The sequence below is a fragment of the Flagellimonas okinawensis genome, from assembly GCF_029194005.1.
Taxonomy (GTDB): Bacteria; Bacteroidota; Bacteroidia; order Flavobacteriales; family Flavobacteriaceae; genus Flagellimonas; species Flagellimonas okinawensis.
This window is the reverse complement of record NZ_JARFVA010000001.1, coordinates 67514-87925: the sequence shown is the minus strand read 5'-3', so window position 1 is coordinate 87925 and position 20412 is coordinate 67514. Positions and strand designations below refer to the sequence as shown.

Below are 20412 nucleotides of genomic sequence, written 5' to 3'. Positions count from 1 at the left end.
CTCACAGGTCATATTGATGAGATGCTGAAACGAGTTCAGCATGACGTTCGTTATCCATAATCAAGCGTTTCTAAAGTTGGATTTAGTTCTTTAATCAAGTTAATTTTCCAATCGTGACGCCAATTTTTTATTTGTTTTTCTCTTTTTATGGCTTGGTTGATATCTGTATAAGTTTCAAAATACACTAAATCCGTCAACTGATATTTTGTTGTAAACTTTGAACCCGCTCCATCATAATGTTCTACAATTCTTTTCTTTAGATTTGATGTTACACCAATATAAAATGTCGTTCTATACTTGTTTGTCATTATGTAAACAAAACTTTCTTGCATTGGTGAGATGCTGAAACGAGTTCAGCATGACATCTTTTAGTTATTCATTCTTAACATTCAAGTTTACACCGGAATAAAAACCCAGATCTTGGTTGTTCAACAATTTGGTATACAAGGCAATTTGACCTGTGTGGTAAGATAAATGCTCCGTAACATGAATAATGTTGCCCACACCGGAAAAGTTGAAGCCCTGAACATTTCTTTTACGCAAAAGCTCCTTTAGAGGAGCGTCGTAAAATGCTCTTTTTGCATCGGATATGGTGTCTTCCAATTTTTTTATGAGTTCTGACTTCGTATAACCCGATTCAATTGAAAATTCTTCATCCCGTTTACGCTCATCTTCCAAATCTTGGATTGAAGCAATTCCATATTGGGTAATATTCCCACACAAATGAAGAATAAGGTTTGCTATACTGTTGGTCGATTCATTTGGTTTTTGCCAAACTTGCTCTTCTGTCAACTGATCTAAACAAATCTTGATCATTCGCAGACATTCTTTCATTCTATAGCCTGCGTTCCAAACCAATTCTTCCTGGAGTTCTCGTTCTTTATCCATTTTCTAGAATATAATGTTCCAATTGTTTTAAACTGATTTTGCCTTCATAAATGGCTTTTCCTATGATTGTGCCTTCACAACCAATCTCGGCAAGTTTGGGGAGTTCGTCAAAAGTGGAGATTCCACCACTGGCAATTAAATTTAAGCCTTTTTTGGTTTCGGATAACATTTTTTGATACAAGTCAAATGCAGGACCTTGCAACATGCCATCCTTACTGATGTCCGTGCATATCACGTATTCGATTCCTTCTGATTGATATTGTTGAACAAAAGGAATCAATTCCAAATCCGATTCTTCTTGCCATCCAGAAACGGCTATTTTTTCATTGTTGGCGTCGGCGCCAAGAATAATTTTTCTTGCCCCGTATGTAGACAACCAGCCCAAAAACGTATCCTTATCCTTTACTGCAATGCTTCCACCGGTAATTTGGTGCGCTCCGCTTTCAAAAGCAATGTGCAGGTCATCTCCTGATTTTAATCCACCACCAAAGTCAATTTGTAAACCTGTTTTTAAGGCGATGGACTCCAACACTTTGTAATTGACAATATGTTTGGATTTAGCACCGTCCAAATCCACCAAATGCAAATGCTGAATACCATGAGCTTCAAACTCCTTGGCCACCTCCAATGGATTTTCGTTGTAGACTTTTTTGGTACTGTAGTCGCCTTTGGAAAGACGAACACATTTCCCGTCAATAATATCTATGGCTGGAATGATTCTCATGTTATAAGTTTAAGAAGTTTTGCAGGATTTCACTACCTACCTCACTGCTCTTTTCGGGGTGGAATTGTACCCCATAAAAATTATCTTTCTGCAAAGCGGCACTGTATTCCACATCATATTCAGATGTAGCAATGGTTTCCACTCCAATCGGCGCATAAAAACTGTGCACTAAATAGATGTGGGATTTCTCAGGAATATTGGTAAACAGCTCACTTTTTAAATTAGAGATTTGGTTCCATCCAATTTGAGGGACTTTGACTGCATTGGAGAATTTCACCACATCCAAATCAAAAATGCCCAGACCTTCGGTATTCCCCTCTTCGGATGAGTGACACATGAGCTGCATGCCCAAACAAATACCCAAAACAGGTTGTTTTAAGGTTGGAATTACTTTGTCCAACCCTGTGGCCCTTAATTTCGTCATGGCTGAACTGGCCTCCCCTACACCAGGAAAAATTACTTTATCCGCATTGCGGATTTCATCGGCATCATGACTCAAAATAGCTTCGAAACCTAGCCGTTTTATGGCAAACATGATGCTTTGAATATTTCCAGCACCGTAATCGATTATTATAATCTTCATTAATGTTTCGTCTTTTTGTCATTTCGAGCATAGCGAGAAATCTAGATTTTTCAGTCACAAGCTCTTTCAAAATGACATTTTTTATAGCATTCCTTTAGTTGATGGCAACACCATTTTTTCTGCATCTCGTTTCACTGCCATTTTAATGGACTTGGCAAAGGCCTTGAATATCGCCTCAATTTTATGATGTTCATTGGTGCCTTCCGCTTTTATATTCAAATTGGCCTTGGCACCATCGGTAAACGATTTAAAAAAGTGCATAAACATTTCCGTTGGCATATCCCCCACTTTTTCACGCTTGAATTCGGTATCCCATACCAACCAATTTCGGCCGCCGAAATCAATGGCAACCTGTGCTAAACAATCATCCATAGGTAAAGCAAACCCATAGCGTTCTATACCCAGTTTGTTGCCGAGGGCTTTAGAAAACAGTTCGCCCAAAGCAATGGCGGTATCTTCAATGGTATGATGTTCGTCCACCTCCAGATCACCATCTACTTTGATATCCAAGTCCATTTGCCCGTGTCTGGCCAATTGGTCCAACATATGGTCAAAAAAAGCTAAACCTGTATTGATATCACTTTTTCCAGTACCATCGAGGTTGATTTTTATTTGAATATCGGTCTCGTTGGTTTTCCGGGATATTTCAGCAATACGATTCTCTAATTTTAAGAACTCGTAGATTTTTTCCCAATCGTTGCTTTCAAGGGCAATGTAGTCCTCCAGTTCTTCGTGTTTTACTGTGGTTTCTCCAGTACCTAAATGAGTTTCGTCATTAATAAAAATACCTTTGGCACCAAGATTTTTGGCCAATTCCACATCGGTTAACCTATCACCAATCACAAATGAATTTGTCAAATCATATTCATCGGAAAAATAAGAAGTCAACATTCCTGTACCCGGTTTACGGGTATCCGAATTATCTTTTGGAAATGTCCTGTCGATAAAAACATTATCAAATACTACACCTTCATTTTCAAAGGATTTGATGATGAAGTTGTGCACGGGCCAAAAGGTGTCTTCTGGAAAAATATCGGTGCCCAACCCATCTTGGTTGGTAATCATTACCAATTCATAATCCAATTCTTTGGCAATTTTTCCTAAATACGTAAATGCCTTGGGATAAAAAATCATCTTTTCAAAGGAATCTATCTGCTCGTCCGCAGTTTCCTTGATGATGGTTCCATCACGATCAATGAATAGTACTTTTTTGCCCATTAGTTCAATTCTTTTAAAATGGCTATCAATTTTTTATTCTCTTCTGGTGTACCCACCGTAAATCGTAGAGTGCTTTCACAGAGCGGCTGTGTACTTCGGTTTCGCACTACCACTTGTTTTTCCAACAGTTGTTGGTAGCGCTTATTGGCATCATCCACTTTGGCCAATACAAAGTTGGCATCGGTTGGATATAATTCTGAAACAAATTCTAAACTGTCCAATGCTTTAATCAACTCGGTTCTCTCTTCTAGAATCTGTTTTACTTCCTGATTCACCAAATCTTGGTTCAAAACCCGTTGTAATGCACGTTGCTGTGTCAGTTGGTTGACATTATACGGCGGTTTAATCTTATTTAAAACACTAATAATTTCTTCGGAAGCATAGCATATGCCCAACCGTATTCCTGCCAATCCATAGGCTTTTGACAAAGTTTGAGTCAAAATCAAGTTGGGATAGTTGTTTAGTTGTGACAACCAACTCTCATCTTTCGAGAAATCGATGTATGCTTCGTCAATCACCACTAGTCCATTGAACGACTTTAATAGTTTTTCAATCCTATCCTTTTTAAAGGAATTTCCAGTGGGATTGTTAGGAGAACAAATAAAAAGCAACTTTGAATTGGCGTCAATAAATTTTAGAATTTCATCCACATTCGGCTCAAAATCAGCAGTTAGAAGAACTTCCTTATTCTCCACCGCATTGATTCCTGCCAACACCTTATACATGCCGTAGGTAGGCGGTAAAGTGATGATATTGTCTTTATTCGGTTCGCAAAAAACCCGGTAAATCAAATCCAGTACTTCGTCACTCCCATTCCCGAGTAATATTTGATTTTCAGATACACCTTTCTGCTCTGCCAACAGCGATTTTAAACTACGCTGATATGGGTCTGGATAACGGTTGACCCCATTATCGAAAGGGTTTTCGTTGGCGTCCAAAAATATCATTTCAGAACCATCGGAAACATATTCGTCACGTGCCGAAGAGTATGGTTGCAGCTTGCTAACCGATTCTCTGATCAATCTATTTAAATCAAACCCCTCCATTATTTCAAACTTTTTAATCTCAAGGTTACTGCATTTTTATGTGCTTGCAGTCCTTCCGCTTCGGCCATCAACTCAATAGCAGTTCCAATACCTTTGATACCCTTTTCGGATATTTTTTGAAAGGTCATGCTTTTCATAAAACTATCCAGATTTACACCACTGTATTGTTTGGCGTAACCGTTAGTGGGCAAGGTGTGATTAGTTCCAGAAGCATAATCCCCTGCACTTTCTGGAGTGTAATTACCAATAAAAACGGAACCGGCATTTTGGATGTTCTCGAGATAAAAGTTCTCGTTTTCCACACAAACGATAAAGTGTTCCGGACCATATTCGTTTATGAGGGCCATGGCTTCTTTATCATCTTTTACCAAAATCAACCTACTGTTGCCTATGGATTTACGGGCAATATCCTTTCTAGGTAATTGTTGAATCTGATTTTCTATTTCTGTTCCAATAGCTTCAATTAATTTTTCCGATGTGGAGACCAATATAACTTGACTGTCCACACCATGCTCGGCCTGACTTAATAAATCTGAAGCAACAAAAGCAGGGTTGGCCGTATCATCAGCAGCTACCAATAACTCACTAGGGCCTGCGGGCATATCAATGGCCACGTTGTATTTAGTCGCCAATTGCTTTGCAACAGTAACGTATTGGTTGCCCGGACCAAAAATTTTGTACACTTTCGGAATGCTCTCCGTACCAAAGGTCATCCCTGCGATAGCCTGAATTCCTCCGACCTTGAATATTTGCGTTACGCCGCATATTTGGGCAGCATATAAAATTGCTGAATTGATTTCACCATTTTTATCAGGAGGGCTGCAAAGCACAATTTCTTTACACCCAGCTAGTTTTGCCGGAATGGCCAACATCAAAATGGTTGAGAACAGAGGTGCTGTGCCACCCGGAATGTACAATCCCACTTTTTGAATAGGGCGTTTTTCCTGCCAACACTCCACACCTGGCAGTGTTTCCACTGCAACTTTTGATGTTTTCTGCGCAGCGTGAAACTTTTCAATATTGGATTTAGCAAGGTTGATAGCCTGTTTTAGAGCATCAGAAACAGAATTGCTCGCCTGTTCAATTTCACTTTCGGATACAACAAGGGAATCCAACGTCACTTTATCAAATTGGGTTGTATATTTTTTGATGACTGTATCACCATCGGCCTCCACCTCTTTAAATATACTGTAGACAATCGCCTCGATATCGGATACAGTCTGGGTGGGACGCTTTAAGATTTCGTCCCATTCCTTAGGTTGTGGATAATTGATTCGTTGCATTACAGTACCATTTTTTCAATCGGGCAAACTAATATCCCTTCTGCACCAGCTTCCTTTAGTTCATCGATCACCTCCCAAAAAGTTTCTCGATTGATCACGGTGTGTACTGAACTCCAACCCTCCTCGGCCAAGGGCAAAACCGTGGGGCTCCTCATTCCTGGAAGAATCGAAATGATTTCATTCAACTTGTCGTTCGGAGCGTTCATCAACACGTATTTGTTCTGTCTCGCTTGTAAAACCGACTTGATCCTGAACTGGATTTTCTTTAATAATTCTTTTCGCTCTTCTGAAATAGAAGGCGATACGGCCAAAACAGCCTCACTTTTCAACATAACCTCCACTTCTTTGAGGTTGTTTTTAAAAAGGGTACTGCCACTGGAAACAATGTCACAAATTCCATAAGCCAAACCAATGTTGGGGGCAATCTCCACTGAACCATTGATGATGTGCAGGTCAGCAGCCACCCCTTTTGAAGCCAAATACTCTTTCACTGTATTCGGGTACGAAGTGGCTATCTTTTTTCCCTCAAAATCCTTGATGGAACTATAGTTCACTCCTTTTGGAACGGCCAGTGAAACGCGGCATTTGGAGAAACCCAATCGTTCTGCAATGGATATATCCTTGCCTTTTTCAATGAGCACATTTTCCCCAATAATGGCAATATCCACTACCCCATCACGAAGATATTGAGGTATATCACCATTCCGTAAATAAAATACTTCTAAAGGAAAATTGCGTGAGGTAGCCTTTAATTGGTCCTTTCCGTTGTCGATGGATATACCACAGTCTTTTAAAATGGCTAAAGAATCCTCATTTAAACGGCCGCTTTTTTGGACAGCAATTCTAATTTTTGTCATTTTTCAATCGTTTTGTCTGAAAAACCAAATGGGTACAAAAAACAAACCCGTTTGATTTCTCAAACGGGTTAGAATATATTTTAAAAACAACAATACATTTCTATCTCGCTTGAGGGCAAGTATAAAAATGATGATGTGTGTTTTTGTTTCTCATGATGCTTCAAAAGTAGGATATATTTTTATATCAAAAAAGCGGAATTTAGTTATTTCCCAAAATTAATGGCAATCCATCATCACCAGATCCTACAACAACTACTTTGGCGTTTGGCGATTCAGCAAGCTTTATAGTTGCATCTATACCTTTATCCTGCAGTATCTTATCTGTTAAAGAGGCACTCAAGATTCGGTTGGCATCTGCCTTACCTTGTGCTTCAATACGAACTTTTTCTGCTTCTTTTTCTGCCGTCACCAATCTAAATTCATACTCCAAGGATTCTTGCTCTTGGCGAAGTTTACGTTCAATGGCATCCTTAATAGTCGGTGGCAATGTCACGTCTCTTACCAATACTTCGTTCAATTGAATGTACTGGTCATCCACAATTTTTTGGGTTTCCTCAAAAATTTCCTGTTGAATCGCATCACGTTTACTCGAGTATAATTGCTCAGGGGTATAACGCCCAACTACGCTACGTGCGGCAGACCTGATTGCAGGAAGTAATACACGTTCAATATATTGCTCACTTTTTTCTTGATGTAATTTTCCAAGTTCGTCATATTTGGGTTGAAACCATACAGAGGCCTCCAGTTTAATATCCAGACCGTTGGATGAAAGCACATTCATTTTCTCCAATCGTTCTTGCTGACGAACTTCATAAATATATACCCGATTCCAAGGAGCGACCAAATGGAATCCTTCTCCCAAAGGGGGTTCGTCTGTAACAACTCCTCCTCCGAAATATTTATATAAAACTCCTGCTTCTCCGGAACCAATGGTAATGGTTGACCTTGATGCAAAAATGATTATGAAAATAATCGCCGCCAAAGCTGGCAACGCAATCTTTGGTAATTTATCCATGTTTACTCTGATTTATATTAATCCGTTATATTTTCTGATGAACCATTCCGTAGTAAGGGAAAGTATGATCAGTCCCAGTAAAATACGGAAATCTATTAAAGATACAACATTATCCCTGCTCTTTTGAACAGGTAGAAACTGCTGTGATGTAGTTAAAGTATTCTGTAATTCTTCCAACATATCCAAATAGAAGAGTTGTCCGTTGTTTTTATCAGCGAGACGCCCCATTTTTACATAGTTAGAGGAAATAATTTGCTTTTCCGGATTAAAATCCAGAATTCTAAAAGTACCTGAACGGTTTAGGTTTTCGTCCTGAACAGTAACCGTAAATTCATACTCCCCAGCTTCCAAATCACTTAAATCCACTTCATAAAAAGAGCCTTTCAACAATAAGGGTGATACTCTAGAAAATTCATTTTCCTTTCCAGTTAAACTTATGGAAATAGTGGCATTGGCGTCAAATTGATAACTCTCGTCAAAGTATGAAGCCCTGATCTTGGCCATGCTGGCATTATCAAAAACCAACTCGTAGTCCAGCTCCAACCGGTTCCTCTTTTTATTGGAACTGAGGTAAACCATCAAATTACCGATAAAATCGTCAAAACTGTCAAAACTTTGATCATTTCGGTAGACTTGTGCACGCCATCGCCAAATATCTTCCCCAAATAATACAGCTTCCCTGGTCCCCGATTCGCTTAAAAAAGCAAACAAAGGTTTTTCCAAGTTAATTCCCTGTAATTGTTGGGTCATTACTAATTCATTTTCTTTTTTGAGTTGAATATCGGCAAGGGTTCCTTTTAAAGGTGGAAATCCATCCACATTAAAATCTCCAAGTCCGAACAACCCGAATGTATTGTTTAAAACCGGTAGAATATCCTCTGGTTGACGACTCCCGGAAATGGTAAAGCTTTTTTGAGTCTGATTTAAAAAGTTCCAATCTGTTTTACTTCCTGTAATGGTGAAATAGTTGCCTCCTGAATTATTTAAAAATTCATAGACACTCCTAAAATTAAGATTGGGCTGATATAAAACCAACAAACCCATATCTTCCAATTCGGCTTGACTTGCGGTGGGTTTTAGAAGAGTTACCGTGCGCTGTTCATTGGACTCTATGGACTTTTTCAGTGCTCCAATATCCGGATGCAGCATGTCCGATATTATGGCAACATTGGTTTTTTCATCTATTACCTCTATCGCAGTTTCTTTAGAGTTATTGGCCGAGTTGCGTTCGTTCTCAAGGGCACTAACATCAATTTTAATGGTTTTGATACCTACACTTTGAGCCTCGACCAAAGTGTTAAGGGTTTGACTGTTATTTGTTGCACTAAGATTTATACGTTCTTGATGCACCCTGCCACCATTTATAAATATGGTTACCGTACTCGAAACTGTACGGCTACCTTGGTAGCGGATGGTAGTTTCAATTGGAAAACTATTTCGCAAAAAAGCATATTTGTTCACATTGATGAGCCCAACGGATACATCTTCATATTGTGTTGTATCCCCAACGATTACAGGAAATACTGATGAATTTTCAGTTAATGTGGTGTATTCGTAATCTCTTCCCAGCGTTTGATTTCCATCAGAGAATAAAACAATAGCGTTGTTCCCATTTACAAAAACTTCATTTAGGGTAGAAAGTGCTTGGGAAATGTCGGTATTACCTTTATTGAATTGAATGGAATCGGTAGATGTTATCGAATTTCCAAACCCATATTGATGCACAGTAAATTTTTCGTTTATGGCGCTATTCTGCTTGATTTGCTCAATAACTTGGGAAATCTCCTCCCTCGAAGAAGCATCGTCCATGGAGGTGGAATTATCAACAAGCAGGATTAAATTTGCCTTTTCAACAAAATAATCCTTGCTGACAAACTTTGGGTTTATTAAAAGTAAAAGGCCGCAAAACAAGGTGATAAACCTTAATGCGGCCAATATTATCTTAAGCGAACCCTTTTTTGGGTTTTTATAAATGTATTGAAAATAGACAAGGGTAAGCGCGGCAGCAACTGCTAAAACAATAAGAAGTACCGTGCTCAACTCCATTCATTTAGGTTAACATTCCACCATCAACATTCAATACTTGTCCTGTTACATAGTCCGATAGGTCAGATGCCAAGAAAACACATGCATTAGCTACATCTTCGGGGCTACCACCACGTTTTAACGGAATGCCTTCTCTCCATCCTTGAACTACTTTTTCGTCCAATTTCTCGGTCATTTCAGTTTCTATGAAACCGGGAGCTATGGCATTGCAACGGATGTTTCTAGATCCCAATTCCAATGCTACGGATTTGGTGAAACCAATCATACCTGCTTTGGACGCAGCGTAGTTGGTTTGTCCAGCATTACCCTTTACACCCACAACGCTGCTCATATTGATAATAGAACCTTTACGTTGTTTCAACATAGTACGCTGAACGGCTTTGGTCATATTAAATACGGACTTGAGATTGATTTCGATAACTGTATCAAAATCCTCTTCACCCATACGCATCAATAAGTTGTCCTTGGTAATACCTGCATTATTGATAAGCACATCTATTTTACCGTCAAAATCTTCCAAAACCTTGGCAACCAAAGCTTCAGATTCTTCAAAACTGGCGGCATTACTTTTATAAGCCTTGGCTTTTACACCCATATCCGTCAACTCTTTTTCCAATTCCAAAGCGGGAGCTTCGCTAGAGCTGTAGGTAAAAGCCACATTTGCTCCGTGTTTTGCAAATACTTCGGCTATTCCTCTACCAATACCTCTACTGGCACCAGTTATAATTACATTTTTCCCTTCCAAAAGTTTCATACTATGATTGTGTTTGAATGGTTATTAACCAAATATAGTTGTTGTTTTATGTTTAGACGAAAAAAAATCCCGCATAAAACGGGATTTAGTATGGTTTTAACGGTTGGTTACCCAACCACTTCTTTCACTTTTACGCCAATTTCAGCTGGAGAATCAACAACGTGAATACCACATTCTTTCATGATTCTTTTCTTGGCTTGGGCTGTATCGTCGCTACCACCTACAATGGCACCGGCATGGCCCATGGTACGTCCTGCAGGAGCAGTTTCACCAGCAATAAACCCAACAATAGGTTTTTTGCTACCACTTTCTTTGTACCATCTTGCAGCTTCGGCTTCCAATTGACCTCCAATTTCACCGATCATAACAACACATTCGGTTTCTGGGTCATTGATCAATAGCTCAACAGCTTGTTTTGTTGTAGTTCCGATTATAGGGTCACCACCGATTCCGATAGCTGTTGTAATTCCCAAACCTTGACGAACAACTTGATCAGCAGCTTCGTAAGTCAATGTTCCAGATTTGGATACAATTCCTACTTTTCCTTTTTTGAAAACAAATCCTGGCATAATACCAACTTTTGCTTCACCAGGGGTAATTACACCTGGGCAGTTAGGACCGATCAATGTACAATCCATATCCTTAATGTAATCGTTGGCTTTTACCATGTCAGCAACAGGAATACCTTCGGTAATGGTAATGATTACCTTGATTCCTGCATCTGCAGCTTCCATAATGGCATCCGCAGCAAATGCGGGTGGAACAAAAATAATAGTGGTGTCGGCCCCAACTTCTTTTACAGCTTCTTCAACTGTGTTGAAAACTGGTTTTCCCAAATGTTCTTGACCACCTTTTCCGGGGGTCACACCACCAACTACGTTGGTTCCGTATTCAATCATTTGTTCGGCGTGGAAAGTTCCTTCACTACCGGTAAATCCTTGTACAATTATGTTTGAATCCTTGTTTACTAAGACGCTCATATATTTAACTTAATGTAGAGATACAAAAATATGGTTTACTAAAGTTTTTTTCTATTGATTTCTTAAATCTTTTTCAGTTTTTTCAAGATTTCTGGAATCTTTTTGATGTATGCGATTTGTTTGAGTTTTTCCCGTGCTTCCTCTGCCGGATAACCAAAATAGGTTTTGCCTCCTTCAAGGGATTTTGAAATACCTGATTGAGCCAAGATTACCGCTTTTTTGCCGATGGTGGCTCCACTCGTAATACCTACTTGTCCCCAAAGTGTCACTTCATCCTCAATAATACAGCAACCTGCAATTCCTACATGGGATGCGATCAAACATTTTTTTCCGATAACGGTATCATGGCCAACTTGAATCTGGTTATCCAATTTAGCTCCCTCTTTGATAGTAGTCGAACCTGTCACACCACGATCAATAGTACATCCAGCACCAATGTCAACGTGGTCCTCTATAACTACATTTCCTCCGGAAAGTAATTTGTCAAATCCCTCGGGCCGGTTTTTGTAGTAGAACGCATCGGCTCCTAATACGGTTCCTGCATGAATCGTGACATTATCACCAAGAATGCAGCCATCATAAATGGTTACGTTGGGATGAATCAGACAGTTTTTTCCGATTTTCACATGATTACCGATAAAAACGTTGGGCTGAACTATAGTACCCTCCCCTATTTGGGCGGATTCAGCAATGGTAGATGCTGCACTTTCAAAAGGTTTGAAATGGCGAGTCAATTTATTGAAATCTCGAAACGGATCATCAGAAACGAGCAACGCCTTACCTTCCGGGCATTCCACCTCTTTGTTGATGAGTACCACCGTAGCTTTGGATTGAAGGGCTTTATCATAATATTTGGGATGGTCCACAAATACAATGTCACCTTCTTCCACCACATGAATTTCGTTCATGCCCAAGACCGGAAAATCTTCACTTCCAACAAAATCGGCATCTATAATCTCCGATATTTCCTTTAAGGTATGGGTTTTAGGGAATTTCATTTAATGCTACTCTTTGGCTCGTTCCAAATACGCTGCTTTCTCTGTATCAATTTTGATTTTGTCCCCCTCGTTAATAAAAAGAGGTACATTGACCGTTGCTCCTGTCTCCACAGTAGCTGGTTTTGTGGCGTTTGTAGCGGTGTTCCCTTTTACACCTGGTTCTGTGTGGGTTACTTCCAAAACAACACTTGCCGGCATTTCAACCGATAGTGGCATGTTATCCTCGGCATTGAATATAATGGTAACAACTTCGCTCTCCTTTAACAGGTCGTATGCATCAAGTGCATCTCTTTGCAAAGCAATCTGCGTGTAATCGTCGGTGTTCATAAAGTGATAGGTTTCCCCATCATTGTACAAAAATTGGTAGGAGCGTGTTTCTACACGAACATCTTCAATCTTGTGACCTGCGGAAAAAGTATTGTCGATTACTTTACCCGTAGTTACACTTTTTAACTTGGTACGGACAAAAGCTGGTCCTTTACCTGGTTTTACATGAAGAAACTCTACAATTTTGTAGATATCGTTGTTGTACTTAATGCACAACCCTTTTCTTATATCAGAAGTACTTGCCATAAATTTAATTTGAACTGAAATAACCTTTCATAATTCCACGCTGCGAATCTCTTATAAATTGAAGGATTTCATCTCTCTCAGGAGTTGCCTCCATCTCGGCTTCAATAATAGATGCCGCTTGGGAATTGTTATAGTTTTGTTGATATAGTAGTCTGTAAATATTTTGAATCTCACGAATCTTGTCGGATTCGAAACCTCTTCTGCGCAGTCCAATAGAATTGATTCCTACATAAGACAATGGCTCTCTTGCGGCCTTTACATAAGGAGGTACATCTTTACGAACCAAAGAACCACCTGTTACAAAAGCATGGTTTCCGATGGATACAAACTGGTGTACAGCGACCATACCTGCCAAAACCACATTTTGACCAATGGTTACGTGTCCTGCTAAAGTTGAATTGTTACTGAAGATACAGCCATCGCCCACCAAACAATCGTGAGCTACGTGGCAGTAGGCCATAATCAAACAATTGTTGCCGATTACGGTTTTCATCCGGTCGGAGGTACCCTTGTTTATTGTGGCACACTCCCTAATGGTTGTATTGTCACCAATAACCACTGTAGTATCTTCTCCCTGATATTTTAGGTCTTGCGGCATGGCTGAAATTACAGCGCCGGGGAAAATACTGCAGTTTTTTCCGATTCTTGCGCCCTCCATGATAGTAACATTGGAACCTATCCAAGTACCTTCACCTATGGTAACATTATTATGTATGGTGGTAAAAGGCTCGATAACCACATTCTTGGCTATTTTGGCCCCTGGGTGCACATATGCTAATGGTTGGTTCATCTACGAATCTGTATTTTTTGTTTTAACGATTTGTGCCATCAATTCAGCTTCTGAAACCAATTTCCCATTGGCATAGGCGTAGGCTTGCATATGACAAATTCCACGTCTTATTGGCGAAATCAAATCGCATTTGAAAATTAAAGTGTCCCCTGGAACTACTTGTTGCTTAAACTTTACTTTATCGATTTTCATAAAGAAAGTCAGGTAATTCTCTGGGTCCGGTACGGTGCTCAATACAAGGATCCCTCCTGTTTGCGCCATGGCTTCAACCTGAAGCACACCCGGCATTACCGGAGCTCCGGGAAAATGCCCTACGAAGAACGGTTCGTTCATCGTTACATTTTTTACCCCTACTACGTGGGTATCGGAGAGTTCTAAAATTTTATCCACCAATAAAAATGGCGGGCGGTGCGGTAACCTTGCCATGATTTCGTTCACGTCCATTAATGGCTCTTGATTCAAATCGTAGCTGGGAACCTTGTTCCTTTTTTCTATTTTTATGATTTTGGACAGTTTCTTTGCAAACTGTGTGTTCACAAAGTGTCCTGGCTTGTTGGCAATCACTTTTCCTCGGATACGGGTTCCAGCAAGTGCCAAATCCCCGATAACATCCAATAGTTTATGCCTTGCAGCTTCATTGGGATGATGAAGGGTCAAGTTATCCAAAATGCCATTCGGCTTTACTGAAAGTTTCTCCTTACCAAAAGCCTTTTCCAATTTTTTCATGGTGGATTCGGAAATTTCCTTGTCCACATAAACGATGGCATTGTTCAAATCACCACCTTTGATCAGGCCGTTTTCCAACAACATTTCCAATTCATGCAAAAAACTGAATGTACGCGAATCGGAAATCTGTTCTTTAAAATCCGACATCCTTTCCAAAGTGGCATTCTGGGTACCCAATACTTTGGTCCCAAAATCTACCATGGTGGTCACTTGATATTCGTCTGCGGGTATGATCGTGATTTCACTTCCTGTGGTCTCATCTTTATAGGAGATTACATCTTTGACCACATACTCCTCGCGCTCCTGTTCTTGCTCAACAATTCCTGCTTCTTCCAAAGCTTCTACAAAAAATTTGGAAGAACCGTCCATAATTGGAGGCTCTGGCGCATCCAATTCTATTAAAACGTTGTCTATGTCCAATCCAACGAGTGCGGCAAGCACATGTTCGGAGGTGTGTATTTTAACTCCGTTCTTCTCTAGATTGGTTCCTCGTTGGGTGTTTACCACATAATTTGCATCAGCTTCTATTATGGGTTCCCCTTCTAGATCAATTCTTTTGAACGCATAACCGTGGTTATCGTCCGCAGGAAGAAAACTCATGGTTACGTTTTCCCCTGTATGTAATCCGACACCCTGTAGCGTTACTTTTTTAGCTATGGTGCGTTGTTTGTTACTTGGTTTGCTCACCTTCAACTCTTTTTTCTATGTTGGAGATTTGATTTGCCAACTTAGGCAAATTCTTAAAGTGTACATATGATTTGTTGAAGTCTCCGTAGTTCAACGCTGGTGATCCTTGGAGTACTTCATCATCTTTTACGTTTCTTCCTATTCCGGATTGGGCTTGGATTCGAACTCTATCACCAATAGTAATATGTCCAACGATTCCAACCTGGCCTCCTATCAAACAGTTTTTCCCAATTTTGGTGGACCCTGCAACTCCCGTTTGTGCGGCAATTGCCGTATGTTCACCAATTTCTACGTTATGGGCAATTTGAATCTGATTATCCAGTTTTACGCCTTTTCTCAATATGGTAGAGCCTAATGTAGCACGGTCTATTGTTGTACCTGCACCTACATCCACATTGTCCTCAATGATCACATTTCCAGTTTGTGGCACCTTACTGTATTCCCCGTTGGAATTTGGGGTAAATCCAAACCCGTCTGCACCAATAATGGCTCCACCGTGGATTACACAATTATTGCCGATAACGGTTTCTGAATAAATTTTCGCCCCAGCAAAAACAATCACATTGTTTCCAATAGTTACATTATCCCCAATGTAGGCGTTCGGATAAATCTTAACATTGTCCCCAATGGTCACCTTTTCACCTAGATATGCAAATGCACCCAGGTAAAATTCCTCACCGTAAGTTGCTGATTCGGAAATGTAACATGGGTTTTCAATTCCGGTTTTATTGTTTTTTACTTGATTGTAATACTCCAATAGTTTGGAGAAGGACTTGTATGCGTCATCTACTTTAATTAATGTAGTGGTAACCGATTGTTCGGGAACAAAATCCTTGTTTACTATGGTAATGGATGCCTTTGTGGAATATATGTAAGATGTATATTTTGGATTGGCCAAAAAGGTCAACGACCCTTTTTCACCCTCCTCTATCTTGGACAATTTGTGGACAGCGATTTGAGGATTTCCCTCAACTTCCCCTTCTAAGATTCCGGCAATTTGGGTAGCTGTAAATTTCATTGATGCAAAAGTAACAAAATTTGTTAAACGGCTTTCTTTGGATAGCAACTGTAATATTTGGTCACCTTTTTAGCCAAAGCTTTTAAACTAAGTTGATCGGACTCTTTTAGTACATCCGATATTTTTCCACTCTTTTTTAAAATATGAATGGCCTGCTCCTTGCTGTATGCCTTGTTCGAAATCTCTCCTTGGAACACAAAATTAGACGCTTCCTCTACTGAAAGATCATGATTTTTAATGATCCAATCCAATTTTTCCTTGATTTTTTCTGGAGTCATAGGTCTCTTTTTAACCTTTACATGCAAAAGTTTCCTGTCCAGGATCATTTTACATAATTTGGAAAGCACAAAATCTTCATGGAACTGCCAATTTTTAAGAGCACTCATAATGTCGATATCGTCCAGTTCGGCAAAGGTCTCCAGTACTTCTTTATTAAAAGATAGTGCGCCATTATTCTTTAAAAAGAACAACAAGGGCTTGCTAGCTTCCAAATTCTCTCCAGCACTTAACAGTAATCTGGCCCTTTGCATAATTCGAACCAACAATTGCTCTGCCACAAGACCTGTTTTGTGCAGGTAAACCTGCCAGTACATAAATCTACGGGCCATCAAAAACTTTTCCACGGCATATATGGCCTTTTCCTCCACTACCAGGTCTCCATCCACTACATTGAGCATAGAGATCAAACGTTCCGAGTTAATATTTCCTTCGGTGACGCCAGAGTAAAAACTATCTCTTTTTAAATAATCCAATCTGTCCATATCGAGTTGACTGGACACCAATTGATTTAAAAAAGGTTTGGGATAATCACCCTTAAAGATGGAAATGGCCGTATCCAACTCACCATTGAACTCATTGTTCAATTCCATCATAAAACGAAGGGAAATCTGTTCATGACTGATTTCTTTGGCAACAAAGCCCTCAAGGGCGTGGGAAAAGGGGCCATGACCAATATCGTGCAGCAATATGGCACACAAAAGGCCGGTTTCTTCTTCATCGGTAATTTCAACATCCTTTAATTTTAGTACCTGTATGGCCTTGGTCATTAAATGCATGCTTCCCAGTGCATGATGAAATCGTGTGTGATGAGCTCCCGGGTATACCAGATATGAGAGCCCCATTTGGGATATTCGCCTCAGCCTTTGAAAGTAAGGGTGCGAGATCAGACTAAAAATTAGTTCGTTGGGAGTTCCAATAAAACCGTAAATTGGATCGTTGAAAACATTAAGCTTATTGGTTTTTACCAAAGTTTTTTGTTTTAATTCCAACAAAGATAATCACTATATGAACAAGATAACAATTCTTTGGGTCGATGATGAAATAGACCTACTAAAACCTCACATATTATTTTTAGAAAGTAAAGGATATAAGGTGGTCACCAGTCAAAGTGGACAGGATGCCATTGAAGAGATCAAGGAGGCTTTTTTTGATATCGTCTTTTTGGATGAAAACATGCCCGGACTTTCTGGCTTGGAAACGTTGACAGAAATAAAAAAATACGATGGATCTATTCCCGTTGTGATGATCACCAAGAGCGAGGAAGAATATATCATGGATGAGGCCATCGGTTCAAAAATTGCGGATTATCTTATAAAACCAGTCAATCCCAATCAAATTTTATTGTCCTTAAAAAAGAGTTTGGACAATTCTCGTTTGGTGTCGGAAAAAACAACCGCCAATTACCAACAGGAGTTCCGGCAGATCGCCATGGATCTATCCATGATCAATACCCAAGAGGAATGGGTGGACCTTTATAAAAAACTGATTTATTGGGAACTGGAACTGGAGCAAATAGAAGATTCCGGAATGTTCGAAATATTGGAGTCACAGAAAGTTGAGGCCAACTCACAGTTCGGCAAATTTGTGGACAAAAACTACAAGGGATGGTTTCAAGATGGAGATGCTCCTGTAATGTCGCATACTTTGTTCAAAAATAAGGTTCAGCCGGAATTAGAAGAAAACAAAACGCTATTGGTTGTTATTGATAATTTACGTTACGACCAATGGTTGGCGTTCGAGAAAACACTATCGGTACATTATAAAAAGAAACAAGAGTGTGCCTATTTCAGTATTTTACCTACAGCTACCCAATACGCACGTAACGCACTTTTTTCGGGTCTTATGCCATCAGAAATGGAAAAGCGATACCCCGATTGGTGGAAAAACGATACGGATGAAGGGGGTAAAAATCTTCATGAATCCGATTTTCTTGGAGAACAGCTCAAAAGATTGGGGCTTGATCTTAAATGGGAGTACCATAAAATCAGCAACCTGAAACAAGGGAAACAGTTGGCCTCCAATTTTAAATCCCAAAAAGATAATGACCTAACCGTGGTGGTCTACAATTTTGTGGATATGCTTTCCCATTCCAAAACGGAAATGGAAGTGGTAAAAGAACTCGCGTCCAACGATAAGGCGTATCGATCACTTACCTTAAGTTGGTTCAAAAATTCTCCCTTGCTGGAGATAATTCAACAGGCACAAAGTCTTGGAATGAAATTGATTTTGACCACAGATCATGGAACAATTAATGTTAAGCAGCCTTCAAAGGTGATAGGCGATCGAGAAACGAGTTTAAACCTAAGGTACAAAACAGGAAGAAGCCTCACCTATCAAGATAAAGATGTGTTGGCCACCAAAAATCCTCAAGAAATTCATTTGCCCAACATTAATCTGAGCAGTAGCTTCATATTCGCAAAGAATGACTTGTTTTTTGCCTACCCGAACAACTATAACCATTATGTAAGTTATTATCGAAATACCTACCAACATGGAGGGGTTTCGTTGGAGGAAATGATTGTTCCTTTTGTAGTTTTGGACCCAAAATAAAACTGTAGTGAAAAGAAGCTTTAAATTGGATGAAATCCATGATGTGGCCAAAGAGTTGCTGAACAAAGCCCCAAGCAAGGTTCTTTGTCTATATGGCGATATGGGGGTTGGAAAAACAACACTGGTAAAGGCATTGGTTGCAGAGCTTGGAGCGGCCGACACGGCCAATAGTCCCACATTTGGTTTGGTAAACGAATATTCCGATAACAACGGTGTACCACTGGCGTATCATTTTGATTTTTATAGGTTAAATGACGAAATGGAAGCTTTGGACATGGGGTTTGAAGATTATTTAAATTCAGATGCCTGGTTGTTTATTGAGTGGCCCGACAAGATTGCCTCTTTGTTGCCTGAGGATGCTGTGGGGGTATTCTTGCACTTTATCGAGGAAAGCACGCGTTCAATCGAGTTAAATGTTTCCTAAAAAGCAATCCCTATATCTTCATTGAAATTATTGCACAGAACAGGCCGATTTCGATAAAGTGAGCTTTTTTAACGTTAAAAAACCAATTTTATCGATAAAAGGTATGGCAAGTTGAAATATTTTCCTACATTTGTTCTGTGAATGAATTCATTTATTAACCAAAAACTCTTTTACGATGAACACTAAAAAAGTTTTTTTTGGATTGCTAGCTGTTGCATTTTTGGCAATGACCGCTGTATCAACTACAGTAACTTTTGACGACAATCAGACAACTAGTATTAAAAAGTCAAAAATCGTTAAGGTTTAATTAGGCTTTTATCCTACAATCGACAATCCCTTTTTTCGAAAAGGGATTTTTTTTTACAATAATCCTGGATTTTTAGAGTTAACAAAGTAATGAGCAAAAAATCTACAATTAAAAAGCGCTTTGTTATCGAAGGGGCTATTGCCCTATTTATAGCTGTATCCCCCCTATTGTTCTACAGTTATAAATACTTGCCGCAAGAAGTGACTACTTGGACATTTTTGGGCATTACCATAACAGAGAACAATTTCGGAGATGTTAGCACAGCTATTTACTTTTATTTGAGCAAGGTTGTCCCTCTATTTTTACTGGTGATTTGGTTCGTTACTTCCAAGAACTGGTGGTACCATGCCATATTGATTCCGATTGCCATGTATGCCTTTCAATTATTTACGGTTCTGAATTATTCCAACAGCGAGCGTATAGATGAAAATGAGATTTTATACGTAATAGCCGTAACCATGGTTATTATTCCAGTGGTATACTTTATTAGGATAAAACTAGTTGATAAACACGTACATGGAATAGACCTAGATGCCATGGACACCGAACTACAGATCCTAAAGGAAAAAGAGGAATTGCGCAAAGAGCGCGAGAAATTGGAACAACGCCAAAAAACGGTATCAAAAAAAATGTAAATTTGTTTTAATACCCTATGGTATTTTGAAT

The 20412-nt window shown here is 39.5% G+C and carries 21 protein-coding genes; 3 read left to right on the top strand and 18 right to left on the bottom strand.

Annotated features, from left to right (window positions below):
* Positions 1 to 50: 50 nt before the first annotated feature.
* The 18 genes from PY091_RS00430 to PY091_RS00345 all read right to left on the bottom strand — a co-directional run bounded on the left by PY091_RS00430 (position 51) and on the right by PY091_RS00345 (position 17433).
* Positions 51 to 332, bottom strand: a complete 282-nt coding sequence (locus tag PY091_RS00430) for a GIY-YIG nuclease family protein (RefSeq protein ID WP_275647792.1) — start codon at positions 330 to 332, stop codon at positions 51 to 53.
* A 40-nt stretch (positions 333 to 372) separates the two neighbouring features.
* On the bottom strand, positions 373 to 888 hold the full coding sequence (locus PY091_RS00425; protein WP_275647791.1) for a DinB family protein: 516 nt from the start codon (positions 886 to 888) through the stop codon (positions 373 to 375).
* Positions 881 to 1612 carry a 1-(5-phosphoribosyl)-5-[(5-phosphoribosylamino)methylideneamino]imidazole-4-carboxamide isomerase gene (hisA, locus tag PY091_RS00420; RefSeq protein ID WP_275647790.1) on the bottom strand — a complete coding sequence of 244 codons (732 nt, stop codon included), beginning with the start codon at positions 1610 to 1612 and terminating at the stop codon, positions 881 to 883. Before hisA ends, PY091_RS00425 begins: the two co-directional genes overlap by 8 nt.
* 1 nt (position 1613) lies before the next feature.
* The gene (hisH, locus tag PY091_RS00415) at positions 1614 to 2195 is read right to left on the bottom strand and encodes an imidazole glycerol phosphate synthase subunit HisH (protein ID WP_275647789.1); all 582 of its coding nucleotides are present in this window, start codon (positions 2193 to 2195) and stop codon (positions 1614 to 1616) included.
* Positions 2196 to 2276: 81 nt separating this feature from the next.
* A complete protein-coding gene (gene hisB / locus PY091_RS00410; protein WP_275647788.1) occupies positions 2277 to 3413 on the bottom strand; it encodes a bifunctional histidinol-phosphatase/imidazoleglycerol-phosphate dehydratase HisB in 1137 nt (378 codons plus the stop codon).
* Positions 3413 to 4459, bottom strand: a complete 1047-nt coding sequence (gene hisC, locus PY091_RS00405; RefSeq protein ID WP_275647787.1) for a histidinol-phosphate transaminase — start codon at positions 4457 to 4459, stop codon at positions 3413 to 3415. The genes hisB and hisC overlap by 1 nt, the downstream gene beginning before the upstream one ends.
* Positions 4459 to 5742: a histidinol dehydrogenase gene (hisD, locus tag PY091_RS00400; RefSeq protein WP_275647786.1), complete on the bottom strand. Its 1284-nt coding sequence runs from the start codon at positions 5740 to 5742 to the stop codon at positions 4459 to 4461. The genes hisC and hisD overlap by 1 nt, the downstream gene beginning before the upstream one ends.
* On the bottom strand, positions 5742 to 6599 hold the full coding sequence (hisG, locus tag PY091_RS00395) for an ATP phosphoribosyltransferase (RefSeq protein ID WP_275647785.1): 858 nt from the start codon (positions 6597 to 6599) through the stop codon (positions 5742 to 5744). The genes hisD and hisG overlap by 1 nt, the downstream gene beginning before the upstream one ends.
* Positions 6600 to 6798: 199 nt before the next feature.
* The gene (locus tag PY091_RS00390; RefSeq protein ID WP_275647784.1) at positions 6799 to 7614 is read right to left on the bottom strand and encodes a prohibitin family protein; all 816 of its coding nucleotides are present in this window, start codon (positions 7612 to 7614) and stop codon (positions 6799 to 6801) included.
* 12 nt (positions 7615 to 7626) lie between these two features.
* Entirely contained in the window at positions 7627 to 9660 is a 2034-nt protein-coding gene (locus tag PY091_RS00385; protein WP_275647783.1) for a VWA domain-containing protein, read from the bottom strand.
* A 4-nt stretch (positions 9661 to 9664) separates the two neighbouring features.
* Entirely contained in the window at positions 9665 to 10414 is a 750-nt protein-coding gene (gene fabG / locus PY091_RS00380; protein ID WP_275647782.1) for a 3-oxoacyl-[acyl-carrier-protein] reductase, read from the bottom strand.
* Between the two features lie 107 nt (positions 10415 to 10521).
* Entirely contained in the window at positions 10522 to 11394 is an 873-nt protein-coding gene (sucD, locus tag PY091_RS00375) for a succinate--CoA ligase subunit alpha (protein WP_275647781.1), read from the bottom strand.
* Between the two features lie 62 nt (positions 11395 to 11456).
* Positions 11457 to 12392, bottom strand: coding sequence for a UDP-3-O-(3-hydroxymyristoyl)glucosamine N-acyltransferase (locus tag PY091_RS00370; RefSeq protein ID WP_275647780.1), 936 nt, complete (start codon positions 12390 to 12392; stop codon positions 11457 to 11459).
* Between the two features lie 6 nt (positions 12393 to 12398).
* A complete protein-coding gene (gene efp, locus PY091_RS00365; protein ID WP_275647779.1) occupies positions 12399 to 12965 on the bottom strand; it encodes an elongation factor P in 567 nt (188 codons plus the stop codon).
* A 4-nt stretch (positions 12966 to 12969) separates the two neighbouring features.
* Positions 12970 to 13755 carry an acyl-ACP--UDP-N-acetylglucosamine O-acyltransferase gene (lpxA, locus tag PY091_RS00360; protein WP_275616385.1) on the bottom strand — a complete coding sequence of 262 codons (786 nt, stop codon included), beginning with the start codon at positions 13753 to 13755 and terminating at the stop codon, positions 12970 to 12972.
* A complete protein-coding gene (locus tag PY091_RS00355; RefSeq protein WP_275647778.1) occupies positions 13756 to 15168 on the bottom strand; it encodes a bifunctional UDP-3-O-[3-hydroxymyristoyl] N-acetylglucosamine deacetylase/3-hydroxyacyl-ACP dehydratase in 1413 nt (470 codons plus the stop codon).
* A complete protein-coding gene (lpxD, locus tag PY091_RS00350) occupies positions 15152 to 16186 on the bottom strand; it encodes a UDP-3-O-(3-hydroxymyristoyl)glucosamine N-acyltransferase (protein ID WP_275647777.1) in 1035 nt (344 codons plus the stop codon). The genes PY091_RS00355 and lpxD overlap by 17 nt, the downstream gene beginning before the upstream one ends.
* Positions 16187 to 16209: 23 nt before the next feature.
* Positions 16210 to 17433 (bottom strand): HD domain-containing protein, encoded by a 1224-nt coding sequence (locus tag PY091_RS00345; RefSeq protein WP_275647776.1) that lies wholly within the window; start codon positions 17431 to 17433, stop codon positions 16210 to 16212.
* A 37-nt stretch (positions 17434 to 17470) separates the two neighbouring features.
* On the opposite strand from PY091_RS00345, the gene porX reads away from it, so the two are divergent.
* The 3 genes from porX (at position 17471) to PY091_RS00330 (ending at position 20381) form a co-directional block, all read left to right on the top strand.
* Positions 17471 to 19015: a T9SS response regulator signal transducer PorX gene (porX, locus tag PY091_RS00340; RefSeq protein WP_275647775.1), complete on the top strand. Its 1545-nt coding sequence runs from the start codon at positions 17471 to 17473 to the stop codon at positions 19013 to 19015.
* Between the two features lie 7 nt (positions 19016 to 19022).
* On the top strand, positions 19023 to 19439 hold the full coding sequence (tsaE, locus tag PY091_RS00335) for a tRNA (adenosine(37)-N6)-threonylcarbamoyltransferase complex ATPase subunit type 1 TsaE (RefSeq protein ID WP_275647774.1): 417 nt from the start codon (positions 19023 to 19025) through the stop codon (positions 19437 to 19439).
* 396 nt (positions 19440 to 19835) lie between these two features.
* Positions 19836 to 20381, top strand: a complete 546-nt coding sequence (locus PY091_RS00330; RefSeq protein WP_275647773.1) for a hypothetical protein — start codon at positions 19836 to 19838, stop codon at positions 20379 to 20381.
* Positions 20382 to 20412 lie beyond the last annotated feature (31 nt).